15 protein-coding genes are annotated in these 15,729 nt (G+C 33.7%); 1 reads left to right on the forward strand and 14 read right to left on the reverse strand.

What is annotated here, in order from left to right; all coding sequences use genetic code 11:
- Positions 1 to 6 precede the first annotated feature (6 nt).
- The 9 genes from pyrG to ilvI all read right to left on the reverse strand — a co-directional run bounded on the left by pyrG (position 7) and on the right by ilvI (position 9,169).
- Entirely contained in the window at positions 7 to 1,644 is a 1,638-nt protein-coding gene (gene pyrG, locus H3T96_RS06615) for a glutamine hydrolyzing CTP synthase (protein WP_025315202.1), read from the reverse strand.
- 217 nt (positions 1,645 to 1,861) lie between these two features.
- Entirely contained in the window at positions 1,862 to 3,439 is a 1,578-nt protein-coding gene (locus H3T96_RS06620; protein WP_144091919.1) for an IgaA/UmoB family intracellular growth attenuator, read from the reverse strand.
- Between the two features lie 340 nt (positions 3,440 to 3,779).
- On the reverse strand, positions 3,780 to 4,472 hold the full coding sequence (locus tag H3T96_RS06625; RefSeq protein WP_086327696.1) for a Crp/Fnr family transcriptional regulator: 693 nt from the start codon (positions 4,470 to 4,472) through the stop codon (positions 3,780 to 3,782).
- A 174-nt stretch (positions 4,473 to 4,646) separates the two neighbouring features.
- On the reverse strand, positions 4,647 to 5,825 hold the full coding sequence (gene tsgA / locus H3T96_RS06630; RefSeq protein ID WP_144091918.1) for an MFS transporter TsgA: 1,179 nt from the start codon (positions 5,823 to 5,825) through the stop codon (positions 4,647 to 4,649).
- A 39-nt stretch (positions 5,826 to 5,864) separates the two neighbouring features.
- Positions 5,865 to 6,566: a purine-nucleoside phosphorylase gene (gene deoD / locus H3T96_RS06635; protein ID WP_039128350.1), complete on the reverse strand. Its 702-nt coding sequence runs from the start codon at positions 6,564 to 6,566 to the stop codon at positions 5,865 to 5,867.
- 53 nt (positions 6,567 to 6,619) lie between these two features.
- Positions 6,620 to 6,814, reverse strand: coding sequence for a hypothetical protein (locus H3T96_RS06640; protein WP_198248618.1), 195 nt, complete (start codon positions 6,812 to 6,814; stop codon positions 6,620 to 6,622).
- Positions 6,756 to 6,878: a hypothetical protein gene (locus H3T96_RS15040; protein WP_144091955.1), complete on the reverse strand. Its 123-nt coding sequence runs from the start codon at positions 6,876 to 6,878 to the stop codon at positions 6,756 to 6,758. The genes H3T96_RS06640 and H3T96_RS15040 overlap by 59 nt, the downstream gene beginning before the upstream one ends.
- Positions 6,879 to 6,956: 78 nt before the next feature.
- Entirely contained in the window at positions 6,957 to 7,451 is a 495-nt protein-coding gene (ilvN, locus tag H3T96_RS06650; RefSeq protein WP_039128719.1) for an acetolactate synthase small subunit, read from the reverse strand.
- Positions 7,451 to 9,169 carry an acetolactate synthase 3 large subunit gene (gene ilvI / locus H3T96_RS06655; protein ID WP_039128722.1) on the reverse strand — a complete coding sequence of 573 codons (1,719 nt, stop codon included), beginning with the start codon at positions 9,167 to 9,169 and terminating at the stop codon, positions 7,451 to 7,453. The genes ilvN and ilvI overlap by 1 nt, the downstream gene beginning before the upstream one ends.
- Before the next feature lie 304 nt (positions 9,170 to 9,473).
- Here ilvI and ygfZ point away from each other — a divergent pair, with 304 nt between their 5' ends.
- A complete protein-coding gene (ygfZ, locus tag H3T96_RS06660) occupies positions 9,474 to 10,352 on the forward strand; it encodes a tRNA-modifying protein YgfZ (RefSeq protein WP_144091917.1) in 879 nt (292 codons plus the stop codon).
- 409 nt (positions 10,353 to 10,761) lie between these two features.
- Here ygfZ and H3T96_RS06665 read toward each other — a convergent pair whose 3' ends face one another.
- The 5 genes from H3T96_RS06665 to ppdD form a co-directional block, all read right to left on the reverse strand.
- The gene (locus H3T96_RS06665) at positions 10,762 to 11,913 is read right to left on the reverse strand and encodes a M20 aminoacylase family protein (RefSeq protein WP_144091916.1); all 1,152 of its coding nucleotides are present in this window, start codon (positions 11,911 to 11,913) and stop codon (positions 10,762 to 10,764) included.
- A 165-nt stretch (positions 11,914 to 12,078) separates the two neighbouring features.
- Positions 12,079 to 12,813 carry an A24 family peptidase gene (locus H3T96_RS06670; protein WP_186279247.1) on the reverse strand — a complete coding sequence of 245 codons (735 nt, stop codon included), beginning with the start codon at positions 12,811 to 12,813 and terminating at the stop codon, positions 12,079 to 12,081.
- A 35-nt stretch (positions 12,814 to 12,848) separates the two neighbouring features.
- Positions 12,849 to 14,024, reverse strand: a complete 1,176-nt coding sequence (hofC, locus tag H3T96_RS06675; RefSeq protein ID WP_144091914.1) for a protein transport protein HofC — start codon at positions 14,022 to 14,024, stop codon at positions 12,849 to 12,851.
- On the reverse strand, positions 14,021 to 15,130 hold the full coding sequence (locus H3T96_RS06680; RefSeq protein ID WP_144091913.1) for an ATPase, T2SS/T4P/T4SS family: 1,110 nt from the start codon (positions 15,128 to 15,130) through the stop codon (positions 14,021 to 14,023). Before H3T96_RS06680 ends, hofC begins: the two co-directional genes overlap by 4 nt.
- A 33-nt stretch (positions 15,131 to 15,163) precedes the next feature.
- Positions 15,164 to 15,595: a prepilin peptidase-dependent pilin gene (gene ppdD, locus H3T96_RS06685; RefSeq protein WP_086326789.1), complete on the reverse strand. Its 432-nt coding sequence runs from the start codon at positions 15,593 to 15,595 to the stop codon at positions 15,164 to 15,166.
- Positions 15,596 to 15,729: the final 134 nt, after the last annotated feature.

Below are 15,729 nucleotides of genomic sequence, written 5' to 3' on the forward strand. Positions count from 1 at the left end.
CAAAAACTATTTTTGTTGCTGCTCTTGATAAGTTTTGGCAGCTTTCACAAAACTCCCAAATAGTGGGTGTCCATCTCGTGGTGTCGAGGTAAATTCCGGGTGGAATTGACAAGCAACAAACCAAGGATGATCTGGGATTTCAATGATCTCAACAAGTTTTCTATCTGTTGAAAGACCTGTTACTTTTAACCCAGCCTCAACTACTTTTGGTAATAAATTATTATTTACTTCGTAACGATGACGATGACGCTCCGTGATCGACTCATTTTTATACATGCTATATACTAATGAATTCGGTTCTAAATGGCAAATCTGAGATCCTAAACGCATAGTACCACCTAAATCACTGTTTTCATTACGTTGTACTACATTACCTGATTCATCGCTCCACTCAGTAATTAAAGCGATAATAGGGTTAGCACAGTCTTTAACGAACTCAGTAGAATTGGCATCTTTAATCCCAGCTACATTACGTGCATATTCAATCATTGCAACTTGTAAACCAAGACAAATACCTAAATAAGGGATTTTATTTTCACGGGCATAACGAGCTGCCATGATTTTACCTTCAACGCCACGATAACCAAATCCACCAGGAATGAGAATCGCATCTAAACCTTTTAACAGATCCGTACCGCGTGATTCAAGATCTTCTGAATCAATATAACGGATATGCACAGTTAAACGATTTTTTAATCCACCATGTTTTAATGCTTCATTCACTGATTTATAAGCATCAGGTAGAGCAATATATTTACCCACCATACCAATTGTAACTTCACCAACTGGATTGGCTTCTTCATAAATTACTTGTTCCCACTCAGAAAGATCCGCTTCTTTGCATTCAAGATGGAAACGATTGCAAACAAAGGTATCTAAATTTTGTGATTTTAATAATGCCGGAATTTTATAAATAGAATCGACATCTTTAAGTGAAATAACTGCACGCTCAGGCACATTACAAAATAGTGCAATTTTAGATCTTTCATTTGCAGGAATAATGCGATCAGAACGACAAATAAGAACATCTGGTTGAATACCAATTGAAAGAAGTTCTTTCACTGAATGTTGCGTTGGTTTGGTTTTAACTTCACCAGATGATGCTAAATAAGGCACCAATGTTAGATGCATAAATAGAGTGTGCTCACGACCAACATCAACGGCTAATTGACGGATCGCTTCTAAAAATGGTAACGATTCAATATCCCCTACCGTGCCGCCAATTTCAACAATGGCGACATCAAAACCTTTTGCACCTTCAATTACACGTGATTTAATCTCGTTAGTAATATGAGGAATAACTTGAATGGTTGCCCCTAAATAGTCTCCACGACGCTCTTTACGCAATACGTCAGAGTAGATACGTCCAGTTGTGAAGTTATTTTTACGTGTCATTTTAGTACGTATAAAACGCTCATAATGACCTAAGTCCAGATCTGTTTCAGCACCGTCCTCAGTCACAAAAACTTCACCATGTTGAATAGGGCTCATTGTACCCGGATCAACATTAATGTAGGGATCAAGTTTTAGCATGGTGACTTTTAAATTGCGGGCTTCTAAAATTGCAGCAAGAGACGCTGCGGCAATGCCTTTACCTAAAGAAGAAACGACACCGCCTGTAACAAAAATATAATTCGTGACCATTAATACCAGACCATTATTTATTTAATTGAATAATATTGCATCGATTTTAAACTATAAAAATCACTGCAATATACGATGAATCAGACGGGAAATTAGTATAACAGAATCTGCCTTAGCTCACAATTGAATAATTAAGCACAGCAAATAACTTGCTCACTTTGCTCAATTAAATAACATCAATTATTCAGCTAATCCGCCTAAATATTAATCCAAACCATTAATTTGTATCTTGAATAAATTTATCTTTATAGTTACTGATTATTTTTTCTAGTCTCAAATGATTCGAACCTTTTTTCCAAATAATCAAAATACTATTGATTAAGCTGATTAAGATAACAAATAGAAATACGCAATTGTTGATCAAAATAGGCGATGAAAAAGAAAATAACTGTTTTTTATCAAAATTATAGATTGTTTGCGTAGTTACTAATAATTTCGAATTCTTCTCATTGTGATAATTTCCACTTTTTACTATATCTGCTTTTTTAAGGTTGCTACTATTACCTGAAAAAATTGCATTATAATCAGTTTGTGGTTTGATTGACGATTTATTTATGCTGTTTTTATCATCAATGTTTCTAATGGTGATCAAATCATTTAATATCTGATAGGTAAAATCTAATTTTTCACCGGCATTGGTAAGAAAGAACATTAACACGGCAAGTATTAACCCCGTAATAGCTAATAAAACATTATGGTAGATAAATTTTGGTGCGCCATAATTTTTCACTTCTTCACTTATTGATAAATAGTCACCGTAACTGAGTAATTGTGCAGTTTCAAGCTCTGCCTGCATATCAATCGATACATCACTGTTATTAGGAAGAAACATTTTCCAGTGTTCGGGATAAAAGACATTAAAATTTGATTCAATACTTAATTGATGATTAACAGGACAGTTATCCCTAATTTGTGCTTTAATATGATTAACATACTCGCTAGGTATTTCTCGCTTTATATACGATGCTATCATAGATAATATGAAACAGATGATTGAAAAGGCAACCAGTACGAGCGATTGAAAATGCTCTAAAGCCAATAATCCCATCACGCCAAATACAAACAATCCAATCATTAATTTGCCAGAGTTGCTCCGGTCTTCGATTGCTGTTTCAAATTGATTTTTTTCTCTTTTGTTAAGAATCTCAAAAGTAGGTACTCTTTCTGATTCTTCTGTTATTAGTTGAGTAAAGGTTTCATTTGCGCTTTCAGCTTTACTCAAAGGAATAGGTATTAATTTTCCCGTCTGCCAATATTCTATAATTTGATTTTCTTTACGACAAGATAGATTTATACCAGCTTCCAATAAATCATAATTGTTTATTTTAACAACAATTGCATAGCTTCTAGTCAAAACAACTTCTGCAGTATTGATGTAGTTTGTCTGAATTCTAATGTCATCGTCACATAAAATATTCTGAAACCCTTTAATACGACTTTCCATATGGTAAGGAAAGAATAACCGTAGACTCCCCATCTTGTAATAGTAATCATAATGACTTTCATCGGGATAATCTTTTTCAATATAACTCTTGATTCTCATGACATCCAAACTGATTAATGAACTTTGCCATTGATAAGGAGGAGAAATAAAATCTTCATTATCAAGATAAGGCTTAAGCAAAAAAACTTCTTCTTCAGTTAACTGTCGGACGGCATTTTCACGGATAACGACATCACCTTCAAGTGGCCTTTCTTTATACAGATCATTCAGTATTTTTGGTTTCTGGATAATCCCCTTTACCAAAGATGGCAAGTAACCAACAAAAAATATAATCGCTAAAATATATAACATACTATTGATTTCTTATAAAAATAAATAAACAACGATATTGCCTAACTTAACTTCATAATATTAAATGATTTCGTCTGCATTAGATTAATTTACTCTGAAACCAGTAATACTATGGCTATAGTAATAACAACTATCACTCACCTATCAGACAATATAGATTGTCAGACAAAAACCATGCCAGCTAAAATAGCATAATGATTGATAAATTCTTTTGACTGTTCATCTAATATTTAAATTCCTTATTTTAAAAATTATTTATTTTTTTATTTAAATACAGCTCATTTATAAAATAATAAAAAATTATTTATCTGCTTGCTGTAATGTGTTAACTCTTTTTTAATTATTTGGCGAGTTTCTCCTGACATTCAATAAAAGCTTTAAGCTTATCGATATCTTTAATCACCAATTTTCCAGCAACTTTATGTACGATATCTAAATTTATTAATTCATTAACAGCGCGGCGATAGACACGATCTGTTGTACCAAAACGTTCAGCTTCTAGGTAGCTTTTTTGAAAATTATTGACTGGATGTACATTTAGATGATGCTGATAAATATCAAAAGCAATATTAAAACAAATTGAATATAACGTTCTTTTTAATAAGATATCTAATGTTTCTTGATAATCAAAAGCGATAGCACTGGCAAAAAACAGCGCTAATTTAGGGTGTTCAAGTAATGATAGATATAATTTATCAATACTAACTATAGCAATGGTTAACACATCTTCGGCAATAATATCAAATTGACATAAATAATCGGTAAAAAACTCCATTTCACCAAAAATATGCTCATCACAATCTATGGTACCAAGATGAAAACAGCGCCCATTATTTGCCTGATAACGTATCGAAATCGTACCATTATAAACAACAATTAACTTATCGACTTTACATCCCTGCCGGAAAAGAATCGTCTTTTCATCAACAATTTTTTTATCAACAATACACTGCTCTATAATTGTTTCAAATAATTGATTATTATCTTGCCAATATTGGCTAAAACGACCTTTATTTAATGATCTCAACTGCATAAAATTATCACAACTAACGAACTTTTAATCACAATATTACTTTATATTTGTAAAATCTAGATATTCAACTATCCATATCATTATCTTATTTTAATATGGCATAATTATAATCAACTGTGATAATAATAGCGATATACTATTTTATTTTAACTTTTTGTAATTCATTATTTTTTGTTAAATTTTATCGATACTACTTATCCTCTTCTTCTCGATCATTGAAATAGCTAACATTATAATAATAATTACATAAAAAACTGGGATTGCATTCATAATAATTTGAATACTGAAATACTTACTCAATACAGAACTAATTGCCGGACTAAACATGGCTCCAGCACTGCCACTAATTAAAATATATGACACATTTTTACTTGAGGCATTCTTTACAAATGTCACGCCGTAAGCGACAAAGGCATTATATAATGCAGCACAAACAAAACCATATCCATAGGTAAAGTAACCAATATAATCAATATGTTGAATATTAACAATCAACAATGTCATAATAAAGGCTAATATAATAATAGTTACGAAAAAATACTCAATTTTAATGCGTGTAACAATTGCTGTCGAAACCAGAGCACCTATCAAGGCTGCACCCCAATATTGAGTAATAATATTGCCTGCATTTTCAAATGTAATAGAAAATTTATAACTTACAAATAATGGCGCCCAAGTTAAAAAAGTGTATAAGGCAAGCATTGCCAAAAATAATCCAAAACCAGCAGATAAAATGCCAAAGTTCCATTCAGATTTTTGATGACTTTGCTGTTTTTGATCAGCAAAAGGCTTACTAATTAAATTAAAATTGGTAAATAGAATGATAACTAACATCAATACAGTGACAATGCCAACCGTTAAATAGCTAGTAGCCCAAGACAGGTCATGGGTTAAAGCGTAGGTTGTAATAAGTGGAAAGATCACGCCAGCAATATTGAAAGTAGCATCTTGTACAACTAATATTGTACTTTGTATTTTATCTTGCCAAGTAGATACCACAATTGTACCAGCAATACACAAACCTATTCCACCACATAAACCAACCAAAATCATACAAAATTTAAGTATTATTAGAGATTTAGTGAGATATAAAACAAATGAACATATTATGATAATACTATAATTTAGTAAGGTAATTCGTTTAATACCAATAATATCAATTAAAAAAAATGCTAAAATTGTTCCCAATAATGCCCCTCCATTTAATAAAGAAAAAATGAATGCAACATTATCGATATCAGCACTGAAACTTTGTGCAATTGGTTCAATTAGCATACCAAATTGACTGGCAAAACCAGCCATAATGAAATTCGCTAAAAAACTGATAAGAGTAAGAGATAATTTATTTTTCATTTTATTATCCAAAAATATGCATTACATTACTAATTAAGATTATGTGGCAACATTTAAAGCCAGCTTTATCATATTATTGAATGTTAATTGCCTCTCCTCTGCAGTCGTTTCTTCGCCAGTTAAACAATGATCGGAAACCGTTAAAATGGCTAATGACTCAATATTAAATTGCTGTGCAATACCATATAGACCTGCGACTTCCATATCTATACCTAAAACACCCGATCTTTCGAGCGTACCAATTAACGTTTCATCTGGGTCATAATAAAGATCACCACTAAAAACATTACCAACTTTTACAGGTAAACCCATCTCATTAGCTATTTCATATGCACGATGTAATAATGAAAACGTCGCGGATGTTGCAATGTTATAACCATTAGCTCTTTTTTGATTAGTCATAGAATCTGTTCCAGCAGCCATCGCTAAAATAACATCTCGCATTTTAATGCCTAGTTGGGTAGCACCTATACTACCAACTCGAATAATGCGCTTAACGTTATAGTCATTAATTAATTCATGTGCATAAAGTGTCATTGATGGGATACCCATTCCATGTCCCATCACAGAAACAGCAACACCATCATAAAGGCCTGTATATCCAAGCATATTACGTACATTACAAACTTGTTTTGCGTCAGTTAAATAATTTTCTGCAATAAATTTGGCTCGTAAAGGATCGCCAGGCATGATAACGGTTTGCGCAAAATCGTTAGGATTAGCATTGATATGTGCGGTCATAATATTTCCTGATTAATTAGTGATTTATTTCCAAATTATAATCAGAATATATTTCATTCAACTAGGACATAAGTCCGAAATCGTTGTTCTATGCCACATTTTTGGAATTTTTTGGGTAATTTGATAATTAAATTATCATTGATTTTTAGAAAGTCGCTTAATGCGCCTTTCGTTTTTTTTAAAGATAACTTATTTGACTGTTTTTTCGCTGCAGGATAAGCCGATAATACCAGATCGAACCATTTCAACTATATTACAGGTTTCACGAATTGAAGAAAGAAATGACTCAAGTTTGTTACTCGTTCCTATTATAAAAAAGGCGCTTAATAAAAGTGTCCAACTTTATGGGGTCACTTCATAATGCGCCTTTCGTTTTGTTTTGAAGATAACTTATTTAACCGTTTTTTCGCTGCGAGATAAGCCGATAATACCAGATCGAACCATTTCAACTATATTGCAGGTCTCTCGAATTGAAGAGAGAAATGACTCAAGTTTGTCACTCGTACCTGATAATTGCACAATATAGTGAGTTGCTGTCACATCGACAATCGAACCTCTAAAGATATCGGCACAACGTTTAACTTCATCACGAGCATCTGACGTTTTAGCCGCTATTTTCACTAACATAATTTCACGCTCTACATGTGGACCTTCGGTTAAATCATTAACACGATACACATTAACTAGTTTATGAAGTTGTTTTTGGACCTGTTCAAGCACATGTTCATCACCTGAGGTTTGAATCGTCATTCGACTCATTGTCGGATCTTCAGTTTGTGCGGTCGTAATGGATTCAATATTAAACCCACGTTGTGAAAACAAACCAATGATACGTGACAATGCGCCTGGCTCGTTTTCTGTTAAAATTGATAAAATATAACGCATTAGGTTCTCTCCGTTTTACTTAACCACATTTCATTCATTGCCCCACCGCGAACTTGCATTGGATAAACATGTTCTGTGGCGTCTGTCATGACATCAATGAAAACCAAACGATCTTTTATCGAAAGCGCTTTTTTAAGCATAGGTTCAAGATCTTCCCGTTTGTTAATCATCATACCCACATGACCATAAGCTTCAGCAATTTTTGCAAAATCAGGTAACGACTCCATATAAGATGAAGAGTGACGACCAGCATAAATCATATCTTGCCACTGTTTAACCATTCCTAAAAAACGGTTATTAAGATTTAAGATAATAACAGGCAAGCCATATTGCAATGCCGTTGAAAGTTCTTGTATATTCATTTGAATACTGCCATCGCCTGTAACGCAAACAACCGTTTTATCAGGAAACGCTAATTTAACGCCAAGTGAAGCAGGCAAACCAAAGCCCATGGTCCCTAACCCGCCCGATGTAATAAAGTGACGCGGTTTATCAAATGGGTAATAAAGTGCAGTGAACATTTGATGTTGTCCCACATCCGTTGCCACATATGCATCACCTTTAGTTAATTTGTATAACACTTCTATGGCTTCTTGAGGTTTGATACTTTGACCTTCATGACTATAGGCTAAGCAGTGTCGTGCACGCCAATGTTCAATTTGTTTCCACCAATCAACTAATGCATCAAAATCACGTTCGATGTTTAACTCATCCAACATGGATAACATGATTTCAAGAACGACTTTGGCATCACCAACAACAGGAATTGTCGCATGAATTGTTTTGGATATTGAGGTAGGATCGATATCAATATGGATAATTTTGGCTTTTGGACAATATTTTTCAACGTTATTGGTCGTTCGATCATCAAAACGTGCACCAATAGCAAGAATCACATCGGCATTATGCATCGCCATATTGGCTTCATAAACACCATGCATACCAATCATCCCTAAAGAATGTTTGTCCGATCCAGGAAAAGCACTGATACCCATTAGTGTTGAAGCAACAGGTAAATTCAATGTTTCCGTAAGCGTTTTAACTTCACTACTTGCATCAGCACTAATTACACCACCACCAACAAATAACACTGGCTTTTTAGCAGACAATAAAGTAGTTAATGCTTTTTTGATCTGTTTTTTATGACCTTGAATAGTTGGATTATAAGAGCGCATTAATACTGTTTCTGGATAATGATAAGTGTATTTATTAGCAGGATTAACAATATCTTTCGGTAAATCAATTACGACTGGTCCCGGTCTACCTGTTGAGGCGATATAAAACGCTTTTTTTATCGTTTCAGGAATATCTTTACTATTTTTAATTAGGAAGCTATGTTTAACAATTGGACGCGAAATACCAACCATATCACATTCTTGGAAAGCATCATTGCCGATAAGATTACTGGCAACTTGACCAGACAAAATAACCAATGGCACTGAGTCCATATAGGCAGTGGCAATGCCTGTTATCGTATTGGTTGCGCCTGGCCCTGATGTGACCAAAACCACGCCAACATCACCAGTTGCTCTGGCATAACCATCCGCCATATGGACAGCGGCTTGTTCATGACGAACTAAAATATGCTCAATACCACCGAGTGTGTGAATTGCATCATAGATATCGAGAACACTACCACCAGGATAACCAAATATCTGTTTTACTCCTTGATCAATCAAAGATTGAATGACCATCTCCGCACCTGACAATTTTGCCATGCTTATTGCCTCCAATATAACTTATTTGTCATTTAATATTTCATTTTGCATTAACTTATACATAAAATCAATAAACTCAATGATATAAGGGATACAAATTTTGTTAATCAAAAAATATATTAAATTGTGAGAAATAAAACTAATTAAAACAATGTTTAATAATTTTCTTTAAAATAATATAATATTCTTTAAAATATTATTTATTGATTTTATTGTTATTTTTATCGTATTTATATAAACTCTTAATAAGTTAATCTCTGGCAATACTGATTCAAGATTCCATTACTATAATATAGGCGTTATTATGAGCATTCTCTCAATTAAACCCATCTCACTTGCCGATTGGCAATTAGTCAAAGTTTCTGGTACTGATAATCATAAATACTTGCAAGGACAAGTAACAATAGATATTGACAATCTCACAGAACAAACAGCATTATTTGCTGCTCATTGTGATCCTCAGGGAAAAATGTGGAGCAATTTGTTATTATTCCAACGAGGTCAAGATATTTACTATATTGTTCGAAAAAGTGTAGTAGAAAAACAAATGGCTGCCTTAAAAAAATATGCAGTCTTTTCAAAAGTCAATATTGAACCTGTTACCGACTTAAATATTGTCGGATTAGATTCTCAAGCAATACCGAGCGAAATACTTGCAAAATTTACGGATAATAATTGTTTTACTGAAAACAATGTTACCTATATAAAATTAACCTCTCCTCATGTTCGAGTAATTAAGATAACACCAGAGGCAATCGATGATGATTTAGAGCCTTGTAGTCGTTGGTTACAACTTGAGTTAGAAGCGGGTTATGCCATTATTGATGCAGAAAATACCGAAAGCTTGTTACCTCAAGCCTGTAATTTGCAATATCTTAATGCTATCAGTTTTGATAAAGGATGTTATTGTGGGCAAGAAATGGTCGCTCGCGCACAATATCGTGGAGCCAATAAACGCGGACTTTATTTATTAGCCGGCAAAAGTGCTGTTTTACCTGTTATTGGTGGCACCATAGAATACCAAATTGATGGTAATTGGCGAGAAAGCGGTCAAGTTTTAGCAGCTTTAAAACTTAATCAAGATAATGAAATTTATGTGCAAGTTGTGCTGGCTAATGGCATCGATTTTAATACCCCATTTAGAGTAAAAGGGGAAATTGATAGTGCACTTAGTTTCCATTAGTTAAATATTATTTTAAGGACATTTATCAAACAGTTAACCAAAAAATATTATTAATTGGTTAACTGTTTAATCATTTAAGTATGTTTACAAATTATAGATTAATTAATATCGACTTTTGTTTGACCAATTCTGTTGTCTCAATTAGCCAAACATTCTTTCAATGATATTCGTCAAACAATTAACCAAAAATATTGTTAATTGGTTAACTGTTTAATTATTTTAATATTTATATAGATTATAGATTAATTAATATCGACTTTTGTTTGACCAATTCTTATTGTCTCAATTAGCCAAACATTCTTTCATTGATATTCGTCAAACAGTTAACCAAAAAATATTGTTAATTGATTAACTGTTTAATCATTTAAGTATTTTTACAAATTATAGATTAATTAATTAATATTAACTTTTATTTGCCTAATTCTTGATTGACTATTTCAATAAAATACTCAACGCCAGTTGTTAAAACTTCATCATTGAAGTTATAAGCTGGATTATGTAAATTAGCACCTTGCCCCGCACCTAACCACACATAAGCACCGGGTATTTTTTTTAGCATAAAAGCGAAATCCTCAGCACCCATTGATGGATTTGGATCAATAATAACACTGGCTTCCCCGACAACATTTTTAGCTGCTTTAATGGCAATGTCTGCTTGCTTTGCATAATTGATAGTAGCAGGATAACGTCTTTGATAGTCTACCTCAGCTTTAGCTTCAAATGTGGATGCAATACCTGTAGCAATTTGTTTAATACGATTTTCAGCCATATCTTGAATTTTTGCATCGAAAGTCCTGACTGTTCCTCGAATAACGGCTTGTTGCGGTATCACATTCCAAGTATCGCCACTGTGTATTTGAGTTACACTGACCACTAATGAACTGAGTGGATCTGCATTACGGCTTACAATACTCTGTAAACCATTAACAATTTGAGTTGCGGTTAAAATCGTATCTTTACTTAAATGAGGTGCTGCTGCATGGGCACCGACACCCGTAATTTTAATTTCAAAAACATCATAGGATGCCATCATTGGGCCATGGGTTACATAGAAATGGTTAAGTTGCATATTAGGTTGATTATGGATACCATACACAGCTTCAATTGGAAAACGTTCAAATAATCCATTTTCCACCATAACACGCGCCCCACCTTCATTTTCTTCTGCAGGTTGGAAAATGACAACTACTGTTCCAGCAAAATCTCGATGTTCACTTAAATATTTGGCTGTTCCTAATAATGTAGCAGTATGACCATCATGACCACAAGCATGCATTTTACCCGGTATTGTTGAGCAATAAGTAATTTTATTTTCTTCAATAATATCTAATGCATCAATATCAGCTCGTAAAGCAATCCATCGACCATCTTTATTACCTTTAATAATACCAACTACACCCGTTGGTGCAAACTCTGTATAGAGTTCGTTAATACCAAAAGATTTCAGTTTTTCGATTATAAATTTTGTCGTATTTAACTCTTCAAAAGCGGTTTCTGGATGGGCGTGGATATGATGACGCCAAGTGATCATATCTGATTTCAATTCATTGATAGTACTCATTATAAATTCCTTATTGATTCTCGTCTTTAACTGAGTCAGTATAAATGTTCATTACTATACTGCTATTTCATCTTTTATGAAAATAACTATTTTTACTAAGATTATTGATTTTAGTTATATCGTGAAACTGAAACAGTTATAAGCCTACAAATTGTTGACTAAAACTTATAGTTGACCTGAAATTTCTTGACAAAAATAACAGAGACAATAACCCGAAATTAATAAAAAGGGACCAAATGGAATAATCGTCAAAGACTGTTTTTTCAGAATATTCTTCTGAAAAAAATAATAGAACATACCTAGTAGCGAGGCAATTATCAATAATAGTGCAATTAATTGATATGGAACCCAAGTACCTAGAGCTGCAAGTAGTTTTATATCACCTCCGCCTAATCCCTGCTTGTTAGAAATCAGATAAAACAAAATAGCAGGTAATTTAAGCAAAAGATAACCACATAAAATACCAATTAATGCGTCATTTAACCTAATGTTTGTTATATTGAAATAGGCTGCAATTAATCCAGCCCACATCAAAGGTTGAGTAAAAAAATCAGGCAGTAAAAAGTATTTAAAATCAATGGATGCCAACAATAAAAAATAACAACTTAGAAACATTAAAATAAAACTCTGATAACTGAGGCCTTTATGCAAATAAATCACTAAAAATAAAGTAGCGACCAGCAATTCCCAAGCAACATATTTGAATAAAATGATGCTTTGACAGTAATAACAACGCCTTTTTAAAATGAGCCAAGAAACAATTGGAATTAATTGCCAAACGTTTAATCTCGTTTGACAACAAGGACATTTTGAACGTTGCAAGCTTATTTCTTTCAGATAAACTGATAATGTTTGTGATGGAGCAAAACGACAATATGCAACATTAATAAAACTACCCACACATAGACCTAGACATATGACTATAAGCATTATCATTAGTGAATTACTTCTCCGAGTTGAAATATCGGTAAATACATAGCAATTATTAAACCACCAATGATCACAGCCAAGACTAACATCAATAAAGGTTCAAAAGCTTGGGATAGATTTTCTATCAATGTTTGATTCTGTACTTCATAATAAAGGGCTAAACGACTTAACATCAGATCTAAAGTACCGGATTGCTCACCGACATGAATTAACTGACGGCACAAGTTAGGAAAACAGGGTTGTAGATGTAAAACATGACTGAATGAGTGCCCTTGCTCAATGCCTGAAATGATTTGTAAAATACTATTACGATAAATACAATGGTAAGAAGCATTAGCCGCAGCGGTTAAACCCGCCAATAACGGAATTCCGGCTTTTTGAGTGATCGCAATTGTTTGGAAAATTTGAGTTAAACAGCTTGTTTGAATGATCTTATTAACAAAAGGGATTTTCATTAAGGCGATTTCAATTTTGTTACGGTATTGCTTGTTAACGTAACGTTGAAAAACAAAAAAACTCCCTACTAAAATCATACACCCTATTTGCCAGCTTTGTTGCAGATAGTCAGCAATATCAATAATGCACTGAGTAAAAAAAGGAAGCTCTGCATCAAAATCATGATAGATATCAGCAAATTTTGGTAAAACAAATAATAACATGACTAAGCTTACAATTATGGCTACCGATAATAAAAACACAGGGTACCGCATTGCTTTTTTAAGATTTTTTTGTAATTTAATGGATTTTTCGAGCAATGATGCTAATTGCTCAAAACTCTCATCAAGTTTACCCGTCAGTTCACCCGTGGCAATAATTTCACAATACAGTGAAGAAAACACATAATTATATTTGGCTAATGCATTGGATAAGGACTCACCTTTTACAATTTGCGCCTCAATTTCATTTATTAAATATTGCCAATGAGGTTTAGATTGTTCTTCCGCCAATAAATTTAGACTTTCAATTATCGATAATCCAGCCTTTAACATCGTTGCCAATTGTGTCGTTATATTCAGTAATTCCGATCGGTTAAAGCTACGCGCCGTTATAAAATTGCCCGCTTTTACTTTTATGGCTAATTTACCTTGTAATAATAGCTGTTTTTTGGCATCACTTTGTGAAGTTGCGATTATTTGATATTGATGAAAATCCAAGTCATACCAAAAATAGAGCCTCTTCATACAAAATCACCTAAAACACGATACAATTCGGCAACTGAGGTAATACCCTCTTTGACCATTTTCTGACCTGCTTTTTTTAAGGTGATCATATTGGATGGCGCACGAAGCTGATGAGTCAATATTTGATGTTGAATTTCTGGAGTGATTACCAGAAATTCGTATAATCCAATTCGTCCTTTATAACCGCCAACACAATGTGAACATCCCGATGCAACATAATGCGGGATAGTTTCATCAGCTAAAAAAATTAATTGGTTGGCCACCACTTTACAGCTATTGCAAAGCTTACGCACTAATCGCTGTGCAATAATCAACTTCAAACTGGATGAGAGCAGATAATTTTCAATGCCCATTTGATTTAAACGTGTCAACGCTTCAATACTTGAATTAGTATGTAATGTTGATAAAACCAAATGTCCTGTTTGCGCTGCTTGAATGGCGATTTCTGCGGTTTCTTGATCGCGAATTTCACCGATCATCATCACATCGGGATCTTGCCTTAACAGTGCACGTAGTATGATAGAAAAAGTCAAACCGGCTTTAACATTCACAGAAGTTTGATTGATACCTTCAATTGGCACTTCAATCGGATCTTCAACACTGCAAATATTTCGATCACTGCGATTTAACTTTTTCAGTCCACTATACAGTGTCACCGTTTTACCACTTCCAGTTGGCCCCGTTACTAAAATTAACCCTTGCGGATAATCGAGTATTTGCTGAAAATGATTTAAATCATCAACACTCAAACCTAAATCATTAATAGTCAACTCAGAGTCATGATTATCCATAACACGTAATACAATCTTTTCACCGTTTATGACGGGTAAAGTTGCTATTCGCATGGCATAACGATCAATCACCAATTGTCCATCTTGGGGTAACCGCTGCTCAGCAATATTAAGATTGGCCATAATTTTCAACCTAGCCGTTATTTGTTTGGCTAATGATAATGGTGGTGTAAGCATATCTTGCAGCACACCATCAATACGCATTCGAATACGATAGTAATTTTGATAAGGTTCAAAATGAATATCCGAAGCACGTTTATCCAACGCCGATAGGAGTAATTTATCAAGGCTGGCAACTAACTGTTCTTCTTGCATTATAAATTTTCCTTATTCTGAATTTTTACGAGATTAAAATTTGAAAATATCTTCACATGCAGCTGTCAAACTGTCATCTAGTGGTGAAGTTAAGCAAGTTCGTGTCCAATCTAATCCGCCATGAGCACTATTTTCAGTGGGTGTTAAAGTTGTCGTTAACCCGGTCAAAGCACTGGCACCCACTAATGTAATCGCGCCATTTGTAACGGTAACGGATGTAACATAATTCGTACTTTTAGTCAGTGGCACGCCATTGCTACCACTTTTACAATGAGTTAAATTTCCTTGTTCAATTGCACAAATTTCAACGGCTGTCTTATAAGCCGTCATCGTTTGCAACATATCGGTTAAAGCCGCTTTTTTTACATATCCTTGATAAGCAGGCAAACCAATGGCAGTTAAAATAGCGATTACAACAATTGCAATCATTAGTTCGAATAAAGTAAATCCTGATTGATTGGACATAAATTCCTCGGGAAACAAAGCAAATGATTTAAGTTCTGCCTTTATAGCAAAACAAAAAAATGAAATAATAAGAGAATCGATATTCTGGAAAAAAGAATGCACCATGTTTGCAACGATCCGAATTTAGTAAGCTT

Source organism: Gilliamella sp. W8136 (genome assembly GCF_016101285.1).
GTDB lineage: Bacteria > Pseudomonadota > Gammaproteobacteria > Enterobacterales > Orbaceae > Gilliamella > Gilliamella apicola_N.